The sequence below is a fragment of the Haloarcula sp. H-GB4 genome, assembly GCF_030848575.1.
Lineage (GTDB): Archaea > Halobacteriota > Halobacteria > Halobacteriales > Haloarculaceae > Haloarcula.
This window is the reverse complement of record NZ_JAVDDX010000001.1, coordinates 1,056,931-1,078,369: the sequence shown is the minus strand read 5'-3', so window position 1 is coordinate 1,078,369 and position 21,439 is coordinate 1,056,931. Positions and strand designations below refer to the sequence as shown.

The following is a 21,439-nucleotide window of genomic DNA, read 5'->3' as shown; positions in this document are numbered from 1 at the left end:
CACTGGCGCGTTAGCCGCCGAAGCTGGCACTCAATACGTCAGACGAGCGTCAGACACAGGGGGAAAACTAATAACTATTCGTCTGCAAGGACGCTTTAAATTATGGATTCGATAATTGACGACGCTATCGACGAGGCAGAACAAGACGGGGAGGACGCGGCTGGTGGAACCGTCGACGAAACGACATCGACGCCGTCCCAAGACATGTCCACATCGGGGACGATGTCCGACGAGGAACTGGCAAGCGTCGTCAAAGATCTGGAGACGAAGATTACGGTCGTCGGCTGTGGTGGCGCTGGCGGGAACACGGTCACCCGGATGATGGAGGAGGGCATCCACGGGGCCAAACTCGTCGCCGCAAACACCGACGCACAGCACCTTGCCGACGAGGTGGCCGCCGACACCAAGATTCTCATCGGCCGCAAGCGTACCGGTGGCCGCGGCGCGGGCTCCGTTCCGAAAATCGGCGAGGAGGCCGCACAGGAAGATATTGAGGACATCCAGCAGTCTATCGACGGTTCAGATATGGTGTTCGTCACCGCCGGCCTCGGCGGCGGAACCGGGACTGGCGCGGCCCCGGTCGTCGCACAGGCCGCGCAGGAAGCTGGCGCACTCACCATTTCTATCGTCACGATTCCCTTCACCGCGGAGGGTGAGCGCCGCCGTGCGAACGCCGACGCTGGCCTCGAACGACTCCGTTCGGTCTCCGATACGGTCATTGTCGTACCGAATGACCGCCTGCTTGACTACGCGCCGTCGATGCCGCTGCAGGATGCGTTCAAAATCTGTGACCGCGTGCTGATGCGCTCGGTCAAGGGCATGACCGAACTGATTACCAAACCCGGCCTCGTTAACGTGGACTTCGCCGACGTTCGGACCATCATGGAGAACGGCGGTGTCGCGATGATCGGGCTCGGCGAATCAGACTCCGAGAATAAGGCACAGGACTCTATCCGCTCGGCACTCCGCTCCCCGCTGCTGGACGTGGAGTTCGACGGCGCGAACTCGGCGCTCGTCAACGTCGTCGGTGGCCCCGACATGAGCATCGAAGAAGCAGAGGGTGTCGTCGAGGAGATCTACGACCGTATCGACCCTGACGCTCGTATCATCTGGGGTGCGTCGGTCAACAACGAGTTCGAGGGCAAGATGGAGACGATGATCGTCGTCACTGGTGTCGAGAGCCCACAAATCTACGGCCAGAGTGAGGCCGAACAGGAGAAGGCCGCACAGCAACTCGGCGAAGACATCGACTACGTCGACTAAACTGCCTCGTCGTCTCAGTTCTTTGTTTCTCCGTAACTACCGTTATATACCGCTCTACCTACATTTTACTATCATAAATGATATTCTCGCCGAAAAGCGTTTATCCGGAAATTCAGACTGTTTGTCTATGTACTCAGATTCGAGGCGTGGCGTTCTCAAAAAATGTATCGCAGCTGGGAGCTTGGGCCTCTCGTCTGGCTGCCTTGGGACTCTGAGCGGGAGCGGGGGCACTGTGCAGTTTGGTGCGCTCCTTCCGCTCAGTGGTGCGCTCGCTCCGCTCGGGCAACACGGCAAGCGCATGGTTGAGCAGGCAGTGAGCGACGTCAACGCGGCCGGTGGTATCGGCGGTACCGACGTTGAAGTGACCATCCTCGATACCGAAGCCAGCGCTGAAATCGCTGTCGAGCAGTACCGGACGCTTGTCGACCGTGGTGTCATCGGCTTCGTCGGTGGCCTCGTCAGTGACGCGTCACTCGCTCTCGCACCGGAGGCGGCCAACGACGAGATCATGGAGGTCAGCCCCGCCAGTACTGCCCCACAGCTATCGACGGCCGGCCAAGCCAACGGGCGGAAGTACTTCGGCAGAACGGTGCCAAGCGACGGGACGCAAGCAGTCGTGATGGCGAAGGCCGTCGACGACTCGCTGTACATCGACGCGGACTCCGTCGCGTTACTGAGTATCGACAATTCGTTCGGTGCTGGACTGGCAGACGCACAGCGTGAGGCACTGGACGCTGAGATCGTCGCCGACGTTCGGTACGACCCGGCGTCGGAATCGTTCGGCGACACGATCGGGGACGTGTTCCAGAACGACCCTGATGCCGTCAGCTTCACTAGCGTCTCCGGCCAGGAGCGCGGTATCCTTGATGCGTACAGCCAGTCGGAGTACGACGTTCCATGGGTGCTGTCTGCGGGGATGTTCGGTGGCGACCTCCCGTCGTACTACGATGGGTTCTACAGCGCGTCACTGTCCTCTGCGCGAACGCAGGCGTACTTCGAACTCGTCCGCCGACTCCCGGATATCGACCAGCCCAGAGCGTACTCGGTCAACGCCTACGACGCGCTGTTTTTGATGGCGTGTGCCGCCGAACAGGCCGGTGAAGCCAGCGGTCCGGCAATCGCCGAGACCATTCAGTCGGTCTCCGGCGGGTCTGGACACACTGTTTCAGTCGGTGACTTCGGTCGTGTTCGGTCACTCACTGACGCAGGCCGAGCAGTGAATTACCAGGGCGCATCCGGTGGCGTCGACCTGACAGCGAACCTCGAACCGCTGAGTTCGTACCTGATCGAACGGGTCAATAATGGGTCAGTCGAGTCGCTGGAGCTATTGCAGTCACGGTTCTTCGAATCGGGAGGGAATCAATGAGTTCGCTCCCGAATCGGATGATGCAGGCGACGGAACGTGCGCTCCCTGACGTTATTCGGCGGCGGTACGCGGCGAAGTTCGGCGTCCTGTTGCTCGGTGTGGTCGTCGTGCTCGCACTGGGCGGCGCGGCCATCCACCTCGACACGGGGTCGCTGGTCGAGTCACAGACCGAGGAGCAGATTCTCGGTGTCGCAGAGTCCCAGTCGAGTTCCGTCTCGAGTTGGGTCTCGAACAAGCAATCTACGACGTCGTTCCTTGCGTCGTCTATCGGTGACCGGTCCGAATCAACCTCGGATACAGACCACCAGCGGTGGCTCGAACAGAAGCTCATCGGGCTCCCGGGAGATGTCCGGGCGCTTCATTACGTCGACGCTGCTGACGGCACAGTCACCGCCAGCACCGACGACGAACTGAACGGTGTCGCACTGAGCGACGTTGACGACCCGTGGACCGACGCGAGCGGGGCAGTCATCTCATCAGGACCAACGGGCACGTCCGAAGCGTACCAGAGCGGGAACGAATCGGTTATCGCGTTCGTCCAGCCCGTCTCCGGCAGCGAGGAATACGTTGTGCTGACGGCATCGCTTGAGGCGCGCTCCCACGAGTTCACGTCACCGTTTGCGACCGGCGACGTGAAGGTCGTCGGGTCAAACGGGCAGATCATCCTCGACAACCGGAAAAGCTCGATTCTCGAAGAGTACGCGGCAACCGGGGACGCGACCGACACGAGTGTCGACGCGGCACTGAACGGCGAAACCGGCTACAAGTCCGTCTCCGCCAGAACGGGGATGGAAGACGGGCAGTACGTGATGGCGTACACGCCGGTGACCGGCACTGAGTGGGCGTTGCTGTATCACGTTCCCCAGGACCGCGCGTTCGCACTGCAGTCGGCTGTCTCACAGAATATCGCGCTCCTGGTGGCGCTTGCCGTCGGGGCACTGTTCGTCGTCGGTGTGACAATCGGGCGCGGAACCGCAAACGCACTCTCCCGCGTGGCCGAAAGCGCCGAGGACATCGCCGCCGGTGATATCAATAGCACCCTCCCGGAGACTACGCGCGTCGACGAGATGGGACAGTTGTACGACTCATTCGCGTCGATGCAGGCGTACCTGACGACCGCCGCTGACCAGGCTGACGCGCTCGCGGAAAAGCGGTTCGACGACCCGGCGCTCGACGAAAGCATCCCCGGGGAGTTCGGCGCGGCGCTGGAAGAGATGGGCGAAGACATCCAGACGTTGATTACCGACGTCGAGGCCGCCAGAGACGAGGCGGAGGCGGCGAAAGAAGACGCGGAGTCGATGGCGTCTGCTCTCGAAGCGAAGGCAGCCGAGTTCAGCAACGTGATGGACAAGTCGGCGGCCGGGGATCTCACCCAGCGGATGGCCACCGACAGCGACTACGACGCGATGGTCGATATCGCGGAGAGTTTCAACGAGATGATCGCGGAACTCGAACGGACGGTCAACCGCATCGAAGGGTTCGCCGGCACTGTCGACAGCTCGACAGAGACGATTTCCGCGAGCGCACAGGAAGTGCGGTCGGCCAGCGAGTCGGTGAGCGAGTCGGTGCAACAGATCGCTGAGGGCGCTGACGAGCAAAACCGGAACATCCAGCAGGTGAGCGACGAGATGACCGATCTGTCGGCGACTGTTGAGGAAATCACCTCATCCACCGACGAAGTCGCCTCGAAGTCCCAACAGGCCGTCAACGACGGCGAATCCGGCCGCGAATACGCCGAGCAGGCCGCCGCCGAAATCGAGGCGCTCGAACGGAAGTCCACCGAGGCAATCGAACAGGTGGAGTCCCTTGCGGAGGAGATGGAGCGCATCGGCGAGGTCACGACGCTCATCGACGAAATCGCGGAACAGACGAACATGCTCGCGCTCAACGCGAACATCGAAGCCGCGCGAGCTGGTGAGGCGGGCGAAGGGTTCGCTGTCGTGGCCCGCGAAATCAAGACGCTCGCCGAGGAGACGCAGGAAGCAACGACCGATATCGAGTCGATGATCGGCGATATCCGGTCCCGGACGGACTCCACCGTCGAGGACATGCGAGACATGGGCGAGAGCGTCGATGCCGGCAAAGAGACGGTCGAAAACGCGACCGATGCGCTGACCAGTATCGTCCAGCAGGTCAACGAAGCCAACGACGGCGTGCAGGCTATCAGCGACGCGACCGACGAGCAGGCGGCCTCGATGGAAGAGGTCGTCTCGATGTCCGAGGAAGTCGGCTCGATCAGCGAGGAGACATCTGCCGAGGCCGAGAACGTTGCCGCGTCCGCCGAGGAACAGACGGCGTCGATCACGGAGGTCACCGAGAAGATACAGTCGCTCTCCAGTCAGGCGACCGACCTCAAGGATCTCATCGACCAGTTCGAAACCAGCGATGCCGATGGCAGTAGTGAACTGGGGTCACACGGGTCGGACGGAACCGCGCTGACCGACGACTGACTGAACGGGTTCAGAACGCCCGTTCCGATTATCGATCCGTTCTGTCGGCTGATTTTTTATCGGAGGCTATACCCAGCGCACTCTGTGAGGGGTGCGGACTCGTCGCCGCGCACCACAATATAGAAAAGCCACCAGTGGGTACGACCCGCTATGGACGTTCCATACGATCTCACCTCCTACATCCGCGTACTCAAACTGGCGAGTACGCCGTCGTGGGAGGAGTTCTCCCAGATCGCGAAAATCGCCGGCGCGGGCATCGCGCTGGTCGGACTGCTCGGGTTCATCATCTTCGCCGTGATGACCTTCATCCCTGGCAGCAAGCCGGTGTAAACTGATGGGGATCTACGCAGTCAAAACCACGGCCAGTCAAGAGCGCACCGTCGCAGACATGATTATCTCCCGAGAAGAAGACGAGATCCACGCCGCGCTCGCGCCGGACTCGCTCACGAGCTACGTCATGGTCGAAGCGGACGATCACAACGTGTTCGACCGTATTCTCGACGAGATTCCCCACGCCAACGGTGTCGTGCAAGGGGAATCCTCGATGGCGGAAGTCGAGCACTTCCTCTCGCCGAAACCAGACGTGGAAGGCATCGCGGAGGGCGATATCGTCGAACTCATCGCCGGCCCGTTCAAGGGCGAGAAGGCGCAGGTCCAGCGTATCGACGAAGGCAAGGATCAGGTCACCGTCGAACTGTACGAGGCGACGGTCCCGATTCCGGTTACCGTGCGTGGTGACCAGATCCGCGTTCTCGACTCCGAAGAGCGGTAGACGAAGCGCTCCTCGTTTAATTCGAAGTGGGAGCGGAGCGATCCGCAAGAGAGCGGTCAATTAGCGGTTTCAAGTTAGTTGACAGTTACTGCTGAGCAAGGTCAAGTACCGTGGTAAAACACCGGCAGTCGCTATGCTTCGCCGCCTTCCAGTCGGTCGATGACCTCGCTCATGTTCGCGGCGGCCTCGACGGACTCCTTGATCTGTTCACGGCGGCGGACCTCGGCGGCGGAGGCGTCGTAGGCGCGAACGTACTCCGCGCGGGAGTGTTCGTCGAACGCGTGCTTGATAGCGAAGTAGCCGTCGGGGACGACGGCACCACAGACCTTGCACTCGATACGGTCGTGTTCGACTGACTGGTGGATAATAAGCTCTTCAACGCGGTCGAACTGTCTCTCGTCCCCTTTGATGTCGCACTCCCAGCGTGGCATTTGCTCAGTCGCAGGCGACGCGGGGTTAAAAACGTTGGCTGCCATCTGTCAGAAGTCTGTCCCTCAGATTGCCAAAACGGAAACCCCTAATGGCAGTACGGAGTTAGCGTTGACCGTGCAACCCGAGGGGTACGCCGTTGATCTCCACGTGAAAGTGCTCGATGACGGGGTTGTCGAGCGCGCGAAGGCACGTGGCCTCGACGCGCTGGTGTATGCGCCGCATTTCACGCGGCTGTCGGAGATACGGCGGCAAGCAGAGGCGTTTTCTGACGAAGAGCTGACTGTGTTTCCAGCCAGAGAGATATTTACTGGCACCTGGCAACAGCGCCGGCACGTGCTGGCGATCGGCCTCGAAGAGCCTGTTCCGGATTTCATTACCTTCGATGGCGCGATGCGAGAACTGGACCGCCAGGACGCGGCCGTGCTCGTCCCGCATCCCGGCTTTCTCAATGTCAGTCTTGGACTGGACGACATCGAAGCGTACGACGACATCATCGACGCGCTAGAGGTGTACAACCCCAAGCAGCTATCCCACCATCGAGACCGCGCGCAGTCGTTCACGTCGGAAACCGGCCACGAGCCGTTCGCCTCGTCGTATGCCCACGTTCGCGGCACCGTTGGCGAGGCGTACGTAACGTTCACCGAGGCGTTCGAGAGCGTGGCAGCGCTCAGTGCGGCGCTGCAAAACAATGTGGAGCGGTCGCTGTTCCATCGCGATGGTCCCTCACACGACCTCCGACGGGCGGCCGAGTGGGCGCATCTGGGGCTAGAAAACACGTGGGGCAAGTTCGACCGACTGATGTTACAAGGGACCGAGCCGACACACCCTGATCACGTCGCGTACGACGGTCGATTCAACGACGTGAAAGTGTACTAAACCAGAAACGCGCTGTTCTCGACGACGAAGGTCCTGACCGTTGGCGGCAGATACTGTGGGAGCACGTGGACGAGCAGGGCAACCGCGAGCAGTTCGAAGGCGGTAATCACGACGGTAACAGCTTCGGCGCGATCGCTTGACGTTGTCACGCCCGTCGGCGAGCCGTACTCTGTGTCCGAGAACGGGTAAAACAGCGCAATGCCTCGGCGAGACCCGAAGTAGTCAAGCACGTAGTGCGTAAGGACGCCGAGCCACACCCACTGGAGATTGCCGCCGTGATACAGCGGATGGGCCAAGAATATGATGAGGACGGGGATATTGTGCAGGGTCTTGCGGTGCTTGCCAAAGGCGGTGTCGACATCGGGAAACAGTGCGCCCAGAACGATGGGAAGGAACACCTCCGCGATTGTCGCAAAGGTCGTTACGTCGCCCGAGGGGTCGAGAACGTACCCCAGTCCGATGCTCAGGAGGACGGCGTTCAGGACGTGCCCACGTTTGTTCATCTACCTGACCGTCCGTGTCCCAACTGAAAGAGCTTACTACTCCTGTAAGGCGGTTTCCAGGTCTTGGAGCGCCTGTGTCGCGATGGCCGACTTAACCTCGCGACGAGTGCCGTCGAACTCGTAGCGGGACACTGTCACGCCAGACTCGTTGGTTCCCCACGGGGCAGCCTCGGCAACGGCGATGTACACCGTCCCGACGGGCGTCTCCGGCGAGCCGCCGCTCGGCCCAGCGACGCCGGTCGTGGCGACGCCCCAGTCGGTCCGGGCGGTATCGCGAACGCCCCGAGCCATTTCGATAGCAACCGGCTCTGAGACCGCGCCGTGGGCGTCCAGCGATTCCCGCGAGACGGCAAGCAATTCCTGCTTGGCCTCGTAGGAGTAGGTGACCAGCGAGCGGTCGAAGTAATCGCTCGATCCGGGGATATCCGTTATTTTCGACCCGACAAGGCCGCCGGTACAGGACTCCGCGGTGGCGACCGTGGCAGTAGCCTCTCGGAGACGCTTGCCGACGCGCTTCTCGACTGGGTCCGCAGTGTCGTCTGCCATTGGGCGTAGTTGTCGTGATAGGCGAATAAACGTTCAGGACAGGCCGATATATTTCAGCTTGGAGACACAACTGTATGTATGAGCTATCAGACGACGCTTGGCTGGTCACTCATTATGTCGGGCCTCGTAACGCTGTTCCTCTGGGTTCTGCCGGGGTCGGACCTCCTCTGGGGGTTGTTGTTGCTCGTCCTCGGCGGACTGACGCTGTATATCCGCCAGTAGACAGAAAAGCAGACGGGGCCGGCGGTCGGAGTGTGAATATGGACTACACGGAACCCCAGTTCTTCCGGGTCATGCAGTACGCGGCCCGGGCCGACCGGGACGTGGTGGACATGGTGTCGGGCAATCCCGACTGGGACCCGCCCGAGGGGCTTCGGGACGGCCTCAGAGACTATGCTGAGGCCCCGGCCGACGACTACCAGTATCCGCCAAGCGTGGGCCTCACGCCGCTCCGCGATGAAATCGCCGCTCGGCGCGGTGTGGACCGGAACCGCGTACTCATCACGAACGGCGCTGGCGAGGCGAACCACCTCGCGATGACCGGCGGACTCCACCATTTCGACGGCAACGAAATCCTCCTGACGGACCCCGTCTACCCCTACTATGCCGGCCGGGCGAACTTCATCGGCGCGGATATTTCCTTCGTCCCGGTCGACGAGCGCAACCGACTGGCCCCCGCGGACGTTCGGGCGGCTGCGAGCGAGGAGACGGCCGTCATCGTCGTCAACTCGCCGAACAACCCCACCGGCGCAGTGTACGACGCCGACGCGATGGCCGAGTTCGCAGCCATCGCCGAGGAGTACGATGCCCTGCTACTCAGCGACGAGGTGTACGACCACTTCGACTACGCCGGTCGGTTCAGTTCGGCACTGCACGCCGACTCAGATCACGTCGTCGCCACCAACTCCTTCTCGAAAACGATGGCGATAACAGGGCTCAGGGTCGGCTATGCGATTTTTCCGCCGGAAGACGGGCCTACTGGTGCGCTTCTTGAGCGCGCTCGCACTCAGCACATGCTCACGAACGTCACTGGGAGCCGACCAGCGCAGTACGCCGTCTTGCGGGCGCTGAAGACGACGAGTCCGGACTACTACGCCGCCTGCCGACGGCGGCTCGAAGAACGCGTCGACGACTTCTGTGCCGCGCTTGCGGAGGCCGGTGCCGAGTACAACCGCCCTGACGGCGGCTTCTACGTGATGGCGCGGTTCCCCGATTTCCCCGGGTCGTTCGAGAACGTGTACGAACTGATCGACGAGGCTGGCGTCGCCGGGATGCCCGGCGAGGCCTTCGGCGAGTCCCGTAGCGATTGGATACGGTTCGCGCTCGTGACGTCACGGGTCGACGAGGCAGCCGAACGGCTGGCGCACTACTTCGAATAAAAAGCGGTCGCCGGCTTAGCCGAAGATCAGTTCCACGTCTCTCGTCCGCGCCAGCAGGTCATCGTCGTAGTATTCCTCGGTCTGGGCAGGGTGGGTTTCGTCGATGGCTCGAACAGTTTTCACGGTGTTGGCGAAGTTCTTGTAGGTCGCTTCGTCGACCATCTGGCCGTCGACGACGACCGCGCCAGTGCCCTCGCGTTTGGCCTCGTTGAACGACTCGATTTTGTGGAGGTCCCGCTCCATTTCTTCCACTGTCGGCATGTGGATGCGGTTCGCCTGTTCGGTCTGCTTGGGGTGCAGCGACCACGAGCCGTTGATGCCGATGGTCGCCTCGTACTCCACCTGATCGGCGTACCCCTCGGCGTTGTAGTAGGTGACGCCGGCGCGCTCGTGGAACAACTGGTCGAAGGGGCCGCCGATGGCGACGATATCGGCCGCGCTCGTCTCGTTGGAGAGCGCTTCGAGCAGGCCGTCCCAGCGGGGCCGCTCGCCGTCGAGCGTGCGACCGCCGAGTTCCGCCGTGTAGTCCACCGGCCCGAACACGAGCCCGGAGAGCCGGGAGTCTGTTGCGTACTGGCAAATCTCGCGGAGGTCCGAGCGGCCGGGAGCCGTCTCCAGAATGATCGCCATCTCCAGCGTCCCCTCGGGAAGCCCGGCGTCGCGCTCCGCGTCGGCGATGACACCTGCGGCGTCGCGCACGTCGTCAAGGCGGCCGGTTTTCGGGAAGACGAAGCCATCGAGTTCTTCGCCGACCTCCTCGGCCAGGCGAGTCACCTGCTCGATGCCGCGCTCGCGGGCGTTGGCGTCGTCGTAGGCCCATTCGACCCGCGGGAGGATGTCCCCGGCGAACTCGTCGGCGTGGTCCGGGATGTGCTCAACGATGTTGTCGACGGCCTCGTCTTTCATTGACGGCGCGGTGCCGTCCTCGATATCGGGGACGAGCCAATCGGGGGCCTGAAACCCCTCGCTGGTGAGTCCTGAGACGAGGAACTTCGCGCTGTTGTCGTTCGGTATCGCGGCCGGTGCGGTCTGGAATGTGCGACAGAGTCGTGTCATGTATCTCGCTGAATGAGTGCGGTTCGCCGGCCCGAGTAGACCGGGGTCTGGTCCTGATTGAACGCGACGTGCTCGAACGTGACCGCGCCGGCCTGCTCCGGTCCGGCGTCGGGGTCACAGTTGAGGACGCGAGTGAAGCCGTAGATAGTGTCGCCCAGCGTGACGAAGTCGTGGAACCGCTCGTCGGCGAAGCGACGCTCGCGGTAGGTCGCCTCATCGGAGCGGGCGTGGGCCAGCGCAATCGAGCGTGTTACGTCACCATACGCGACGATGTCGCCCGACGGCGAGTCGGCCATCTCGTCGCGGTTGTGGTGCTGGCGAGCGGTGTTGAGCGTCGCCAGCGGGAGGCCGGCGACCAGTTGGTCGTCCATCGTCCGCCCGCGTTCGTGGCGGTAGGCGACGGCGGCGTTCTCCGCGTCGGCACGGTCGAGTGCCGTCTGGAAGCTCTCGAAGCGCTCCCCGTCGGGCGAGATCAGGGTGTCAGGAAGCGTCGGCCCGCTCTCGTCCTGTTCCCCGACGGCACCGCCGTCAGTGGCTGTCGGCTCACGGCGCGGTATCATGTTCGTTCGCTGGTAGGTGACCAGCGTCTCACCGGTCTCGCGGTCCCGGCCCTCCGTCTCCCAGGTGACGATGCCGTATTGGGGTCTGGAGGACGATGTCGTGGTGTCGACGACAGTCGAAGTGACCGATAGCGGCGTCCCGGCTGTCACCGGCTGATGGAACGTCACGTCGTCGCGGCCGAGGAAGTAGCCACCCTTCTCCGAGAGGTCTTCGACGGTGATGCCCATCACGCACGCCAGCAGGTAATCCGGGTGGACCGGGCGCTCGTCGAAGCCGCGTTCGCGGGCGGTGTCGGCCCGCCAGTACGCCGGGTCGTGGTTGAGCGTCTGGCCCATCCACTGCTCGCTGCCGTGGTGGGTGAGTCTGAGCCCGGGGTCGTGAGCGAGTTCGTCGCCCTCAGCGAAGAACTCGAAGAAGTGCCCCTTCTCTCGGGTGGCAGCCCGGTCGACCATCGAGTCGAACGTCTCGCTGTCCGAGAGGTCCAGCGCGTCGGGGTCGGTCCAGTCAGTCATCAGCCGGCACCCCCCGGGCGGCATCGCGTCTGGCAAGCGCCCGTCGCATCTCGTTCGTGACAACCATGAACCCCTCGTCGAAGCCCATGCCTGGTTTCGCGAGCACTTGCGCGGCATCAGTCGCCAGCGCGACGTGGGCACAGGCTCGCGCGGATGTCACGGTCTCGTTGCAGGTCCCGCCGACGTAGGCGCGGGTGTCCGTGCCGTCGCAGTACAGCACCGCTTCGGCTGAACGCTGGATGCCGCCCAGGTCCGGTGTCTTGATCTGGACGAGGTCGGCCGCTTCTGCGTCGACAAACGCCTGCACATCCTCGAAGGTGTTGCACCATTCGTCGGCAACGATGTCCACGTCGACGCCCGCATCAGCCAGTCCTTCTCGGAGTTCGGCCATCTCGGTTATCTGTGCCTGCCGGCCGCCAGCGTCCATCGGCCCCTCGACCTGAAGGGGGTACGGCGCGGCGGCCTCCTGCAGCGTCTCGAAGTAATCGGTCACTTCGGTCCGGTCGTACGGCGGGCCGAACACCTTCCCGAGGATACCGTACACGTCGACGTGGAAGCGCGGCGAGTACGGCTCCGGTCCGAGCGCCGTCGCCCGGTCCGAGAGCCAGGCGAGGTAGTCACGTAGTCCTTCGCCGTTCTCGCCGACCTTTTCGACGCTGTTGAACAGGCCGTGGGGCAACACCGGCACGCCCTTGATGAGCATCTTCTCGGCGTTGATACGGCGCTCGTCGCCCGATTGCCCGAACACCGGGACCGGCGAAGTTGCTGGGTCGGTGTTGTAGGTGTCGGCGAGCACGTCCGTCGGCGTCATGCCCTTCGCTTGCGCAGCGGCGTTCAGCAGTGCCTGCGACACGCCGTAGCGGACCGCGGTGTGGAGCTGGTCGCCGCCCGAGCGCTGGGCGTTCATCTCCTCCAGCATCGTCGCGTTGGCCCCGAACTGGGTTGCGTCCTGCCCGCGGAGCGCGTCGGCAACGGGACCCTCGACGACAGGGCGGTACTTCTCGGCCCGGAACAACGGGTCGCGGCCGCCGGCCCCGGAGTACTGGACCGCGGCGCAGTCGCCGGTCGCGATGGAGCCGTCAACGAGTTCGATTTCGACGATGAGGGCTTCGCCGGCCTCGCGAATGCGGTCGAACCCATCCGTGACCGGCTGGCCGTCGTAGGCAAACCCGGTCTGTGTCGCCCCGTCTTTGATGGCCTGCTGGTCGTCAAAAAAGAACCCTGAGAGGCCCGGAACCGTTCGAACGTCCTCAATCCGCATCGCTTGCACCCCCCGCAGGGCTGTTGTCGCCGGCTGGGCGCCCGATGAGCTTCCCGTCGCTGATGGCGTCCACGTCGTCGGCGACCATCCGGAACGACTGATCGCGGCCCTCGGTCTCGGCCCGCTCACCGAGCCGCGCGGCGTGAATCTCCTTGATGCTGTCCGGGAGCGCGAGGTGCGCGAATTCGAAGATGCGGACCCGGCCGTCGTCGTCTCTGGCCGGCAGCACCGCGCCCTTGGCGGCGTCGCTGGGTGCAAAGGGCACGTCCAGCGCACCGCTGTCGAAGGCGTTGATAACCCCTTTTGCAACGTCGCCGTCGCCGGCCTCGTAGATAGCGTCCATCAGCGCCCGCGTCTCTCGCTCGATGAGCGCCTGTTCCTCCTCAATACCCCCGAGGTCGATATCCTGTTCGATCATCATATCGATAAGCTGTCTCGTCGTTCGCAGTCCGGCCGCGTTGGCCTCCTTCGTCGGCACACCTTGGAACTCCTGAGCGGATTTCGTGATGACCTTGTCCGGCTGGGCGACGGCCGCCGTCGCGCCGCCGAGACTGATGACGCCGTTTGCCCGGGCCTCATCGGGCGGGAAGCCTCCCATCCACTCGTGGAAGACGGTCGTGACAGTCACCTCGTCGCGGAGGTATTCGTTGCCGAGCTTCCGCAACGCTCGCAGCGCCGCCACGTCCTGCACGAGGTTTCCGACCTGTCCGTACCCCAGCGTCAGCGACCGGACACCCTGTGTCGCGGCGAGTTCGCCCTCGACAAGCATCACCGCGATGGCGATGCTCGGCGGGACGAGCGTGCCGGTCAGCGGACCGAAGGGCTCGCGGTTGATCGTCACGCCACGCTCGGTGTAGGCCCCACAGAGCCGGTCGACGAACTGCCAGTGTTCGATGGTCGTCGCGAGATCGTGCCGTTTCGTGTACGGAATGTTGTAGGAAATCGGCCCGCCCTCGAAGCTCTGGAAGCCGCCAGCGAGCGTGACCATCGCCAGTAGTCGGGCGTCGGGCGTTCCGTGACGGACCTCAACTGGGGCGTCGAGCGCCCGGATGAGTCGCCGGCAGTCTTCGACACCGTGGTTCACCGCGGGGAAGCCGTTCAGTTCGTTCTCGTCGCTGCCACGGGAGGCGGCCAGTCCCTCTTCGGCCTTCTCGTACTCGTTGTCACGCGTGTACGAGTCGATGGTCGTTGGCAGGAGGTCCGCACCGCCCTCGTCCTGTAGATACCGGAGCAGGTCGATCTGTTCTTCGAGGCAGGGAACGCCCGCTCGCGGCTGGAGGAGCGGCTGGTCAGCCGACTCCAGCACGGTGGCGAACTGCTTCGAGGCCGGCAGCGACTCGTGGAAGGCGATGGCCTCCTCGAAGTCGACTTCGCGGCCCGTGTGCCAGTTGTCTCTGAGATCGTTTGCGATGCGCTGTAGCTGGTCGTCGCTGAGTCGCTCGTCAGTTGGCATAGTCACCCGTCAACCCTGATCTGCTCCGCCTCTGTTGTTGTCAGTTGCAGGTCTTCGCGGAGCATTTCGATTGCCTCCTCCGGGTCCGTTTCCGCGTCGAAGACGCGGTCGAAACCCATCTGCCGGAAGGTTGCCTGCGTCTCCTCGAAGTCGGACTGTCCGACGGCGAGGTTCCCACCGACGTATGTGAGCACGTCGAGCCCAGCGTCGTCGAGCTCGTCGTGCAGCCCCTCGCAGTCCTGGCGGGCGTGCCCGTACAGCGAGGATACCAGTACTGCCTCGGCGTCATGAGATTTCGCGGCGGAGACGAACTCGTCCTGTGCGGTCTGGACACCGAGGTTGATGACCTCGAAGCCAGCGGCCGAGAGCGCCTGCTCTAGAATCGTGATGCCGACGACGTGCGCGTCGGAGCCAATCACGCCGAGGATAACGGTCCGGGGCATGTACTACCCCGTCGTTGGCGGGTAGTGATAAACCTAATGGTCTTTCATGATAATATGGCCTTAAGGAATTTATAACGGACGTTCAAGAAGGTTTATGCGGCCGCCCCGTTGTGGTTTTTGCATGGGTGCGCTTGACGACTTGCGTGTGCTCGACCTGACACAGGTCCTCGCTGGACCGTACTGTACGATGTTGCTCGCAGACATGGGCGCGGACGTGGTAAAGGTCGAACGCCCCGGCGGCGACCTCATCAGGTCGAACCCGCCGTTCGTGAGCGACGGCGACGAAGAAGCCTACGGTGGCTACTTCCAGAGCGTTAACCGTGGGAAACGCTCGCTCGAACTCGACCTAGGGACCGATGAGGACCGTGAGGCGTTCCTTTCGCTCGTCGAGCGCGCAGACGTCGTGGTCGAGAACTTCAAGGCCGGCACGATGGAGAAGTTCGACTGCGGCTACGAAACGTTGCGAGAACACAATCCGGACCTCATCTACTCGTCCATCCGGGGCTTTGGCGACCCGCGAACGGGTGAAACCCACCGACAGGGCCAGCCGTCGTTCGACCTCATTGCACAGGCGCTGGGTGGGGTCATGGAAATCACCGGCCAGTCGGATGGCCCCCCGACGAAGGTCGGCCCCGGCGTCGGCGACCTTTTCACCGCTGTACTGAACGCCGTCGGCATCCTCGCGGCCGTGCATCACCGCGAACGCACGGGCGAGGGCCAGTACGTCGATACGGCGATGTACGACTCGATGGTGTCGCTATGCGAGCGGACGGTGTACCAGTACTCTTGTGACGGCGAACCGCCGACCCGACAGGGGAACTCTCATCCGACGCTGTTCCCCTACGACTCCTTCGAAGCTGCCGACGGTCACGTCGTCATCGCGGCGTTCGCTGACGGGCACTGGGAGGCACTGTGTGAGGCGATGGAGCGCCCGGATCTCGCCGCGGAGTACCCCGACGCCGGCAGCCGGATCGCGAACCGCGAGTCCCTACACCACGAAATTGCCGACTGGACCACCACCATCGACTCCGACACGCTCCTTGACCTGCTCGAAGGGCGCGTGCCGGCCGCGCCGGTCCAGAACACCGCCGATATCTTCGATGACCCGCACGTCCGCGACCGTGAGATGCTCGCCGAGGTGGACCAACCGGGCGCGGATGACCGGATGACCATCGCCGGTAGTCCCATAAAAATGACCGAGACGATGCCCTCGCCCGGTGGTCGTGCACCGCTGCTAGACGAGCACAGGGCAGAACTACTTGATGAGGCTGGAGTCGACACGGGGACCAATCGGGTCGAAAGCGACGACTAATCGGCAACTGCCGGCAATTTTCACCACATCAGGGCAGGACCATTATCTATCATGAGCCGTAGAATAGGCTATGGTCGAAGTTCCAGATGCACTCAGTACATTGTTCAGTGCGCAAATAGAGACGGACGGGGACCGATATATTGTTGAAATTCCGAAAAGTGAAGTATCACATGGCGCGGTCTCGCAGGGCGAGACCTACCGGGTAGGTCTGCTCTCGCAGGTCGACGCCAGCACGTCGGTAACAGCCCAGCCGCAGATGCCCAAACAGAATACCGAGTCGGAGCGGGCTGACACCGGTGTCCCGCAACCGCCAGTCGACGAGGGCGAAATCCGAAACGTGACTATCGAATCGCTCGGCGATCAGGGCGATGGTATCGCCAAGGTCGAACGCGGATACGTCGTCATCGTCCCCGACGGCGAACCGGGCGACTCGCCAACCGTCGAGATCGAGACCGTACAGGAAAACGTCGCGTTCGCGAGCGTCGTCGACAACGACAGTCGGACAGTATAGCAGTACAGTCGCGTTTTCAGCGGCCTAGCGGCTGCCGGGCTGGCAGTCCTTCTAGGTCCGGGATCAACGGTCATAGCGGGTCGCTCAGCGACAGACACCTACTTGAATGGAATCTGTCGGACGTGGTAGAGGTCGAAGAACGACTAGTAATCACAGCATCACAAACGTTTATATGATTTAAATCCGGTATTTAAAACACTATATGGTCGACCCAAAAGAGAGCATTGACATCGAAAATGTCGTTGCTTCGACCGGTATCGGACAAGAACTCGACCTTGAGAGCGTCGCAATGGACCTCGAGGGAGCCGACTACGACCCCGAGCAGTTCCCGGGCCTTGTCTATCGGACACAGGACCCCAAATCCGCCGCGCTCATCTTCCGGTCGGGCAAGATCGTCTGCACGGGTGCGAAATCGACAGACGATGTCCACCAGAGTCTGCGCATCGTCTTCGACAAGCTCCGTGACCTGAACATCCAAGTCGACGACGACCCCGAAATAGTCGTCCAGAACATCGTCAGTTCCGCTGACCTCGGGAGCTCGCTCAACCTCAACGCCATCGCCATCGGCCTCGGGCTCGAGAACATCGAGTACGAACCGGAGCAGTTCCCGGGCCTCGTCTACCGACTCGACGAACCCGACGTAGTCGCGCTGCTATTCGGTTCGGGGAAGCTCGTTGTCACCGGCGGCAAGCGTAAAGAGGACGCCGAAGAAGCTGTCGACACCATCGTCGAGCGGCTGAGCGACCTCGGCCTGCTGGACTAACGGCTCAGAGCCAGTGACTGGGCGGCGACCAGTCACAGCCCGTTTTTCGGTTCACTGCGGTCCCAACGCTACGCGCACAGAGCGATTGCGACGGACGGGAACCCCGCGGTTCAAATACCGGGACGACTAACCCCGTTTCGATGGGAGACTCCGCCTCGACGGGCACAGAGTCCTGGCGCGCGTATTTCGGCTTCGACGAGCCCTACGAGAATCAGGCCGACGCCGTCGAACGAGCCATCGAGGCGGGCAAGGCACGCGGTTTTCTCGCGATGGAAGGCCCATGCGGGACGGGCAAGACGATGGCTGCGCTCACCGCCGGCGCGACGCTGGTCCGTGATACGGATCTGTATGAGCGAATGGTCGTCGTCACGCCGGTCAAACAGCAACTCCAGCAGTTCGTCGATGACCTGCGAGCGCTCAACGCCGGTATCGACGAGCCGTTCGACGGCATCTCGCTGGTCGGCAAGCGCGACCTCTGTCCGTACGGTCGCGAGGGACAGTTCCCGGACGACGTAGGGACACACGACCGCTGTGAGGACCTCAGGGAGGCGACGGCGCGGTTAGTCGAGGACGACGGGCGTTCGGACGGCGCGGCCGTCGCGGACGCCGAAATCGCCGGTGAGGCAGACGACGACCAGTGGTGGGACCCGCGGAAAGGGCAGGACCTCGCCGCGGCCGCGCGCCCTGACGCGGTCGAGCAATCGACCCTTGGCGACGACACACTTCAGACAGCCGGCGCGGCCTCGCCGTACCGGCAGGCCCAGCCAACAGCTCCGGAATCGATGGCAGAGGGGTCAGACCCGCCGCTGTACTGTCCGTTCGAGGCGGACTGGTACGCCCGCAACAAAGGTTCGCCCGTCGACTTCTCGGCTGGAGAGGAGCACGTGGTGACGATGGACGGCTACCTCCCGGCGGCGACGGAGCGCGGGACCTGCCCGCATCGGGTAATGAGCGTGATGCTGGACGAGGCTGATGTTATCGTCGGGAACTACAACCACCTGTTCGACCCGGGCTCTCGCCCGCTGCTGTCGGACGTGCTCGACAACCAGACGCTCGTCATCGTGGACGAGGCCCACCGACTCGAGGAGCGCGTGCGTGACCTTCTGTCGGACCGCCTGGGCCGTCAGAGTATCGTACAAGCGCGCAACGACTGCACGACACTGATCCAGCGCGCCCAGCAGAGCGCCGACCACAAGGCGCAGGTCCGCGAGGTCCTGTCGGCCCGCGAAGTCCCGCTGGACGCAGTTGACCAGGCCCGGAAGTTCTACGACGACCTCGTCCGGTGGCTCGACAACCGCATCGAGTCCTTCCTCGACGCCGAACACGAGGGCTGGCGCGCGGACCCGTCAACCCTCCCCGAGCACGACCGCGAAATCCCGCTTCGGGACCCCGACACGGTTGAGCAGGACGAACTGACCGAGTGGGCCGAGCGCAAGGGCTACGATGGGTCGCTCTGGCGCTCGCTGTCGAAGGTCGGGGCCGCCGTTGAGGACGCAATCGACCAGCTCGGGCTGACCCGCCAGCCGGTGTGCGCCGCTGTCGGCGTGCTGGCCGGGCAGTGGTGGGAGCGCGACCACGCGACCTTCCTCCGGGAGATCGAACTGGAGCACTCACCGAACCACGGACAGAGCCTCGATTCCGACTACCAGGCCGTCTACACGCCGGGCCTGCTGTGTTACAACTGTATGCCCGCGACGGCCCTGCGGAACGTCTTCGACGACCTCGGGGGCGGTATCCTGATGAGCGCGACGCTGGAGCCGCTGGACGTGTTCACCCGCGTGTCGGGACTGGACTCGATGGCCGAGACGGGCTCGACGGCCCCCGACGAGCAATCCGGCGACGGACGACCGGTCCGGTCGACGACCTACGACCTGCCGTTCCCGCCTGAGAACCGGGCGTCGTACCTCGTCGACGCGACGCCGTTTACCGCGCGCAACCGCGGCGACCCTGGGACGATGCGGCCGCTCGGTGACAACTGGAACCCGACGCGCGACGAGTACGCACAGGCGTTGCGCGCGCTAGCTCGTTCTCCGGGCAACGTCATGGTAGCGATGCCGAACTACCGAGAGGCGCGCTGGGCCGGCGCATACCTGCAGGAGGCCGTCGAGAAGTCGGTCCTCGTGGACGAATCATCGAGCAACGAGGAGACTGAACGGCTGAAACGCGAGTTCTTCAGTGGCGACGGGAAAGTCATGGTCACGTCAACGCGCGGGACGCTAACCGAAGGCGTCGATTACGACGGCGAGAAGCTATCGACCTGCGCGGTCGTCGGTATCCCGCTGGTGAATATCGGTTCACCCCGTGTCCGGGGCGTTCAGCGGGCATACGGTGACGCCTTCGGCGAGGATAGTGCCTTCGAGTACGCCCTGACAGTTCCGGCTGTGCGGCGCGCGCGCCAGGCCATCGGCCGCGTCATCCGCGGCGTTGACGAGGTCGGCGTGCGGGCGCTGGTCGGCCGGCGGTATACGCCGGACGCGCGGCATTCAGTGTCTCCGTACCTGCCTGCCGGCGAACGCGAGGAGTTCACCCGGATGACGCCGGATTTCCTCGCGAGCCAACTGGATTCATTCTGGGCCGACCACCACCAGTAACGCCGTGTCGATTAACCGGAATATTTCGTTGCCAGCGGAAGGCATATACATCGTGGAACGAGTGTACCTATAGATGCCCGAGTGTCAGAACTGCGGTGAATTCGTAACCGAGCAGTACGTACGGGTTTTTACACCAGAAGCCGTTGAAGGCCATGGCCCCCGGGTCTGTCCGAACTGTGAGGACAAACTCCGGGACGGCGCGGACGTCCGTGAAGCGCGATCCTCGAGACAGTAGGACAACTCCTTTTCGGGAAGTACTCAAGGCCAGACAAGCGTAGCTTCTGGCATGAGCGAACTCGACGTCGAAGCGGTCGATGACATCGACGCACCCGCAGGAATCGATGCGGCGGAGTACGTCCTCTACGGCGGGAAAGGCGGCGTCGGCAAGACGACGTGTGCTGCAGCCACCGCGCTGGCCTCCGCGCGAGACGACACGGCGACGCTCGTTGTCTCCACGGACCCTGCCCACTCCCTGTCGGACACGCTGGAGGCAGATATCCCGGCAACGCCAACGCGCATCAGAGAGGAGATACCGCTGTATGCCGCGGAAATCGACCCGGAGGCTGCCGTCGGCGAGGGCCCGCTTGGTGTCGAGGAGGACGCACTGGGCGGCGTGGGCGAACTTCTCGGTGGCGACGGGATGTTCGGCGGGGGTGCAGGCAGTGCAGCGGGCGCAGGCCAGGCCGAGGACCCAATCGGTGGCGAAGAGGGGCTGCTTGGCGGGTCGATGCCCGGAGCTGACGAGGCCGCGGCGCTCCGCCTGCTGCTGGATTACGTCGACGACGACCGTTTCGACCGCGTCGTCATCGACACCGCCCCGACCGGCCATACACTCCGGTTGCTGGAACTCCCCGAGACGATGGACTCGATGGTCGGGAAGATACTGCAGCTCCGCGAGCGATTTTCAGGGATGATGGACAATCTCACCGGCATGTTCGGTGACGATCAGGACGTTGATGCAGAGGCTGGCATTGAGGACTTGCAGGAGCTGTCGGATCGGATCGAGCATCTGCGGTCGATCCTGCAGGACCCACAAAAGACGGACTTCCGCATCGTCATGGTGCCCGAGGAACTCTCTGTCGTCGAGTCTGAACGCTTGCTCGCACAACTCGGTGAATTCAACATCCCAGTCAGCACCGTCGTCGTCAACCGGGTGATGCAAGACCCGAGCGAGGTGCTTGGAGAAGACGTTGACATCGCCGGCCCGAACCACGCCGACTGTGAGTTCTGCGCGCGGCGCTGGCAAGTCCAGCAAGACGCGCTGGCCCGGTCACAGGACATGTTCCGCGGCCATGACGTACGCCGTGTGCCGCTGTTCGCCGAAGAAGTGCGCGGCGAGCGACTGCTTTCGGTTGTGGCGGCCTGTCTGGACTGAACTGAGTGGGGCGG

The 21,439-nt window shown here is 63.3% G+C and carries 21 protein-coding genes; 13 read left to right on the top strand and 8 right to left on the bottom strand.

From position 1 onward, the window contains the following. Window positions 1–102: 102 nt before the first annotated feature. The 5 genes from ftsZ (at window position 103) to RBH20_RS05580 (ending at window position 5,851) form a co-directional block, all read left to right on the top strand. Entirely contained in the window at window positions 103–1,263 is a 1,161-nt protein-coding gene (gene ftsZ, locus RBH20_RS05600) for a cell division protein FtsZ (RefSeq protein ID WP_004592941.1), read from the top strand. Window positions 1,264–1,390: 127 nt separating this feature from the next. After that, entirely contained in the window at window positions 1,391–2,629 is a 1,239-nt protein-coding gene (locus RBH20_RS05595; protein WP_306706369.1) for an ABC transporter substrate-binding protein, read from the top strand. Further along, window positions 2,626–5,079: a methyl-accepting chemotaxis protein gene (locus RBH20_RS05590; protein WP_306706367.1), complete on the top strand. Its 2,454-nt coding sequence runs from the start codon at window positions 2,626–2,628 to the stop codon at window positions 5,077–5,079. The genes RBH20_RS05595 and RBH20_RS05590 overlap by 4 nt, the downstream gene beginning before the upstream one ends. A 150-nt stretch (window positions 5,080–5,229) precedes the next feature. Next, window positions 5,230–5,409, top strand: a complete 180-nt coding sequence (locus RBH20_RS05585) for a protein translocase SEC61 complex subunit gamma (protein ID WP_004592944.1) — start codon at window positions 5,230–5,232, stop codon at window positions 5,407–5,409. Between the two features lie 4 nt (window positions 5,410–5,413). Then, entirely contained in the window at window positions 5,414–5,851 is a 438-nt protein-coding gene (locus tag RBH20_RS05580) for a transcription elongation factor Spt5 (RefSeq protein WP_004516836.1), read from the top strand. 131 nt (window positions 5,852–5,982) lie between these two features. Here RBH20_RS05580 and RBH20_RS05575 read toward each other — a convergent pair whose 3' ends face one another. Beyond that, complete coding sequence (locus tag RBH20_RS05575) at window positions 5,983–6,282, bottom strand: hypothetical protein (RefSeq protein WP_058996139.1); 300 nt, start codon at window positions 6,280–6,282, stop codon at window positions 5,983–5,985. A 115-nt stretch (window positions 6,283–6,397) separates the two neighbouring features. On the opposite strand from RBH20_RS05575, the gene RBH20_RS05570 reads away from it, so the two are divergent. Then, window positions 6,398–7,159, top strand: coding sequence for a PHP-associated domain-containing protein (locus tag RBH20_RS05570; protein ID WP_306706364.1), 762 nt, complete (start codon window positions 6,398–6,400; stop codon window positions 7,157–7,159). On the opposite strand, the gene RBH20_RS05565 is transcribed toward RBH20_RS05570, so the two are convergent. Continuing rightward, a complete protein-coding gene (locus RBH20_RS05565; RefSeq protein ID WP_306706362.1) occupies window positions 7,156–7,662 on the bottom strand; it encodes a metal-dependent hydrolase in 507 nt (168 codons plus the stop codon). The genes RBH20_RS05570 and RBH20_RS05565 overlap by 4 nt on opposite strands. A 36-nt stretch (window positions 7,663–7,698) precedes the next feature. Next, window positions 7,699–8,208: a CinA family protein gene (locus tag RBH20_RS05560; RefSeq protein ID WP_306706360.1), complete on the bottom strand. Its 510-nt coding sequence runs from the start codon at window positions 8,206–8,208 to the stop codon at window positions 7,699–7,701. 78 nt (window positions 8,209–8,286) lie between these two features. Between RBH20_RS05560 and RBH20_RS05555 the strand changes: the two genes are divergently transcribed. Together RBH20_RS05555 and RBH20_RS05550 are read left to right on the top strand one after the other, a co-directional pair. Beyond that, a complete protein-coding gene (locus tag RBH20_RS05555) occupies window positions 8,287–8,430 on the top strand; it encodes a hypothetical protein (RefSeq protein WP_306706358.1) in 144 nt (47 codons plus the stop codon). Window positions 8,431–8,468: 38 nt separating this feature from the next. Next, window positions 8,469–9,587, top strand: a complete 1,119-nt coding sequence (locus RBH20_RS05550; protein WP_306706356.1) for a pyridoxal phosphate-dependent aminotransferase — start codon at window positions 8,469–8,471, stop codon at window positions 9,585–9,587. A 15-nt stretch (window positions 9,588–9,602) separates the two neighbouring features. Here the strand turns inward: RBH20_RS05550 and citE are convergent, their stop codons facing one another. From citE to glmS, 5 genes are read right to left on the bottom strand one after another with little or no spacing between them, the layout of a single operon-like run. Beyond that, complete coding sequence (citE, locus tag RBH20_RS05545) at window positions 9,603–10,643, bottom strand: L-malyl-CoA/beta-methylmalyl-CoA lyase (protein ID WP_306706355.1); 1,041 nt, start codon at window positions 10,641–10,643, stop codon at window positions 9,603–9,605. Beyond that, on the bottom strand, window positions 10,640–11,716 hold the full coding sequence (mch, locus tag RBH20_RS05540; RefSeq protein WP_306706353.1) for a 2-methylfumaryl-CoA hydratase: 1,077 nt from the start codon (window positions 11,714–11,716) through the stop codon (window positions 10,640–10,642). Before mch ends, citE begins: the two co-directional genes overlap by 4 nt. Next, window positions 11,709–12,977, bottom strand: a complete 1,269-nt coding sequence (locus RBH20_RS05535) for a methylaspartate ammonia-lyase (protein ID WP_306706351.1) — start codon at window positions 12,975–12,977, stop codon at window positions 11,709–11,711. The genes mch and RBH20_RS05535 overlap by 8 nt, the downstream gene beginning before the upstream one ends. Next, entirely contained in the window at window positions 12,967–14,430 is a 1,464-nt protein-coding gene (locus RBH20_RS05530) for a methylaspartate mutase subunit E (RefSeq protein ID WP_306706349.1), read from the bottom strand. The genes RBH20_RS05535 and RBH20_RS05530 overlap by 11 nt, the downstream gene beginning before the upstream one ends. A gap of 2 nt (window positions 14,431–14,432) precedes the next feature. Then, the gene (glmS, locus tag RBH20_RS05525) at window positions 14,433–14,873 is read right to left on the bottom strand and encodes a methylaspartate mutase subunit S (RefSeq protein ID WP_004592954.1); all 441 of its coding nucleotides are present in this window, start codon (window positions 14,871–14,873) and stop codon (window positions 14,433–14,435) included. Window positions 14,874–14,994: 121 nt separating this feature from the next. Here glmS and mct point away from each other — a divergent pair, with 121 nt between their 5' ends. The 5 genes from mct to RBH20_RS05500 all read left to right on the top strand — a co-directional run bounded on the left by mct (window position 14,995) and on the right by RBH20_RS05500 (window position 21,425). Next, complete coding sequence (gene mct, locus RBH20_RS05520; RefSeq protein WP_306706347.1) at window positions 14,995–16,185, top strand: succinyl-CoA:mesaconate CoA-transferase; 1,191 nt, start codon at window positions 14,995–14,997, stop codon at window positions 16,183–16,185. Between the two features lie 70 nt (window positions 16,186–16,255). Then, the gene (locus tag RBH20_RS05515) at window positions 16,256–16,696 is read left to right on the top strand and encodes a TRAM domain-containing protein (protein WP_306706345.1); all 441 of its coding nucleotides are present in this window, start codon (window positions 16,256–16,258) and stop codon (window positions 16,694–16,696) included. Between the two features lie 202 nt (window positions 16,697–16,898). Continuing rightward, window positions 16,899–17,459, top strand: a complete 561-nt coding sequence (locus tag RBH20_RS05510) for a TATA-box-binding protein (RefSeq protein ID WP_004516850.1) — start codon at window positions 16,899–16,901, stop codon at window positions 17,457–17,459. Window positions 17,460–17,599: 140 nt separating this feature from the next. Beyond that, a complete protein-coding gene (locus tag RBH20_RS05505; protein ID WP_306706342.1) occupies window positions 17,600–20,050 on the top strand; it encodes an ATP-dependent DNA helicase in 2,451 nt (816 codons plus the stop codon). Between the two features lie 286 nt (window positions 20,051–20,336). Beyond that, window positions 20,337–21,425, top strand: coding sequence for a TRC40/GET3/ArsA family transport-energizing ATPase (locus RBH20_RS05500; RefSeq protein ID WP_306706341.1), 1,089 nt, complete (start codon window positions 20,337–20,339; stop codon window positions 21,423–21,425). The last annotated feature ends 14 nt before the right edge of the window (window positions 21,426–21,439 follow it).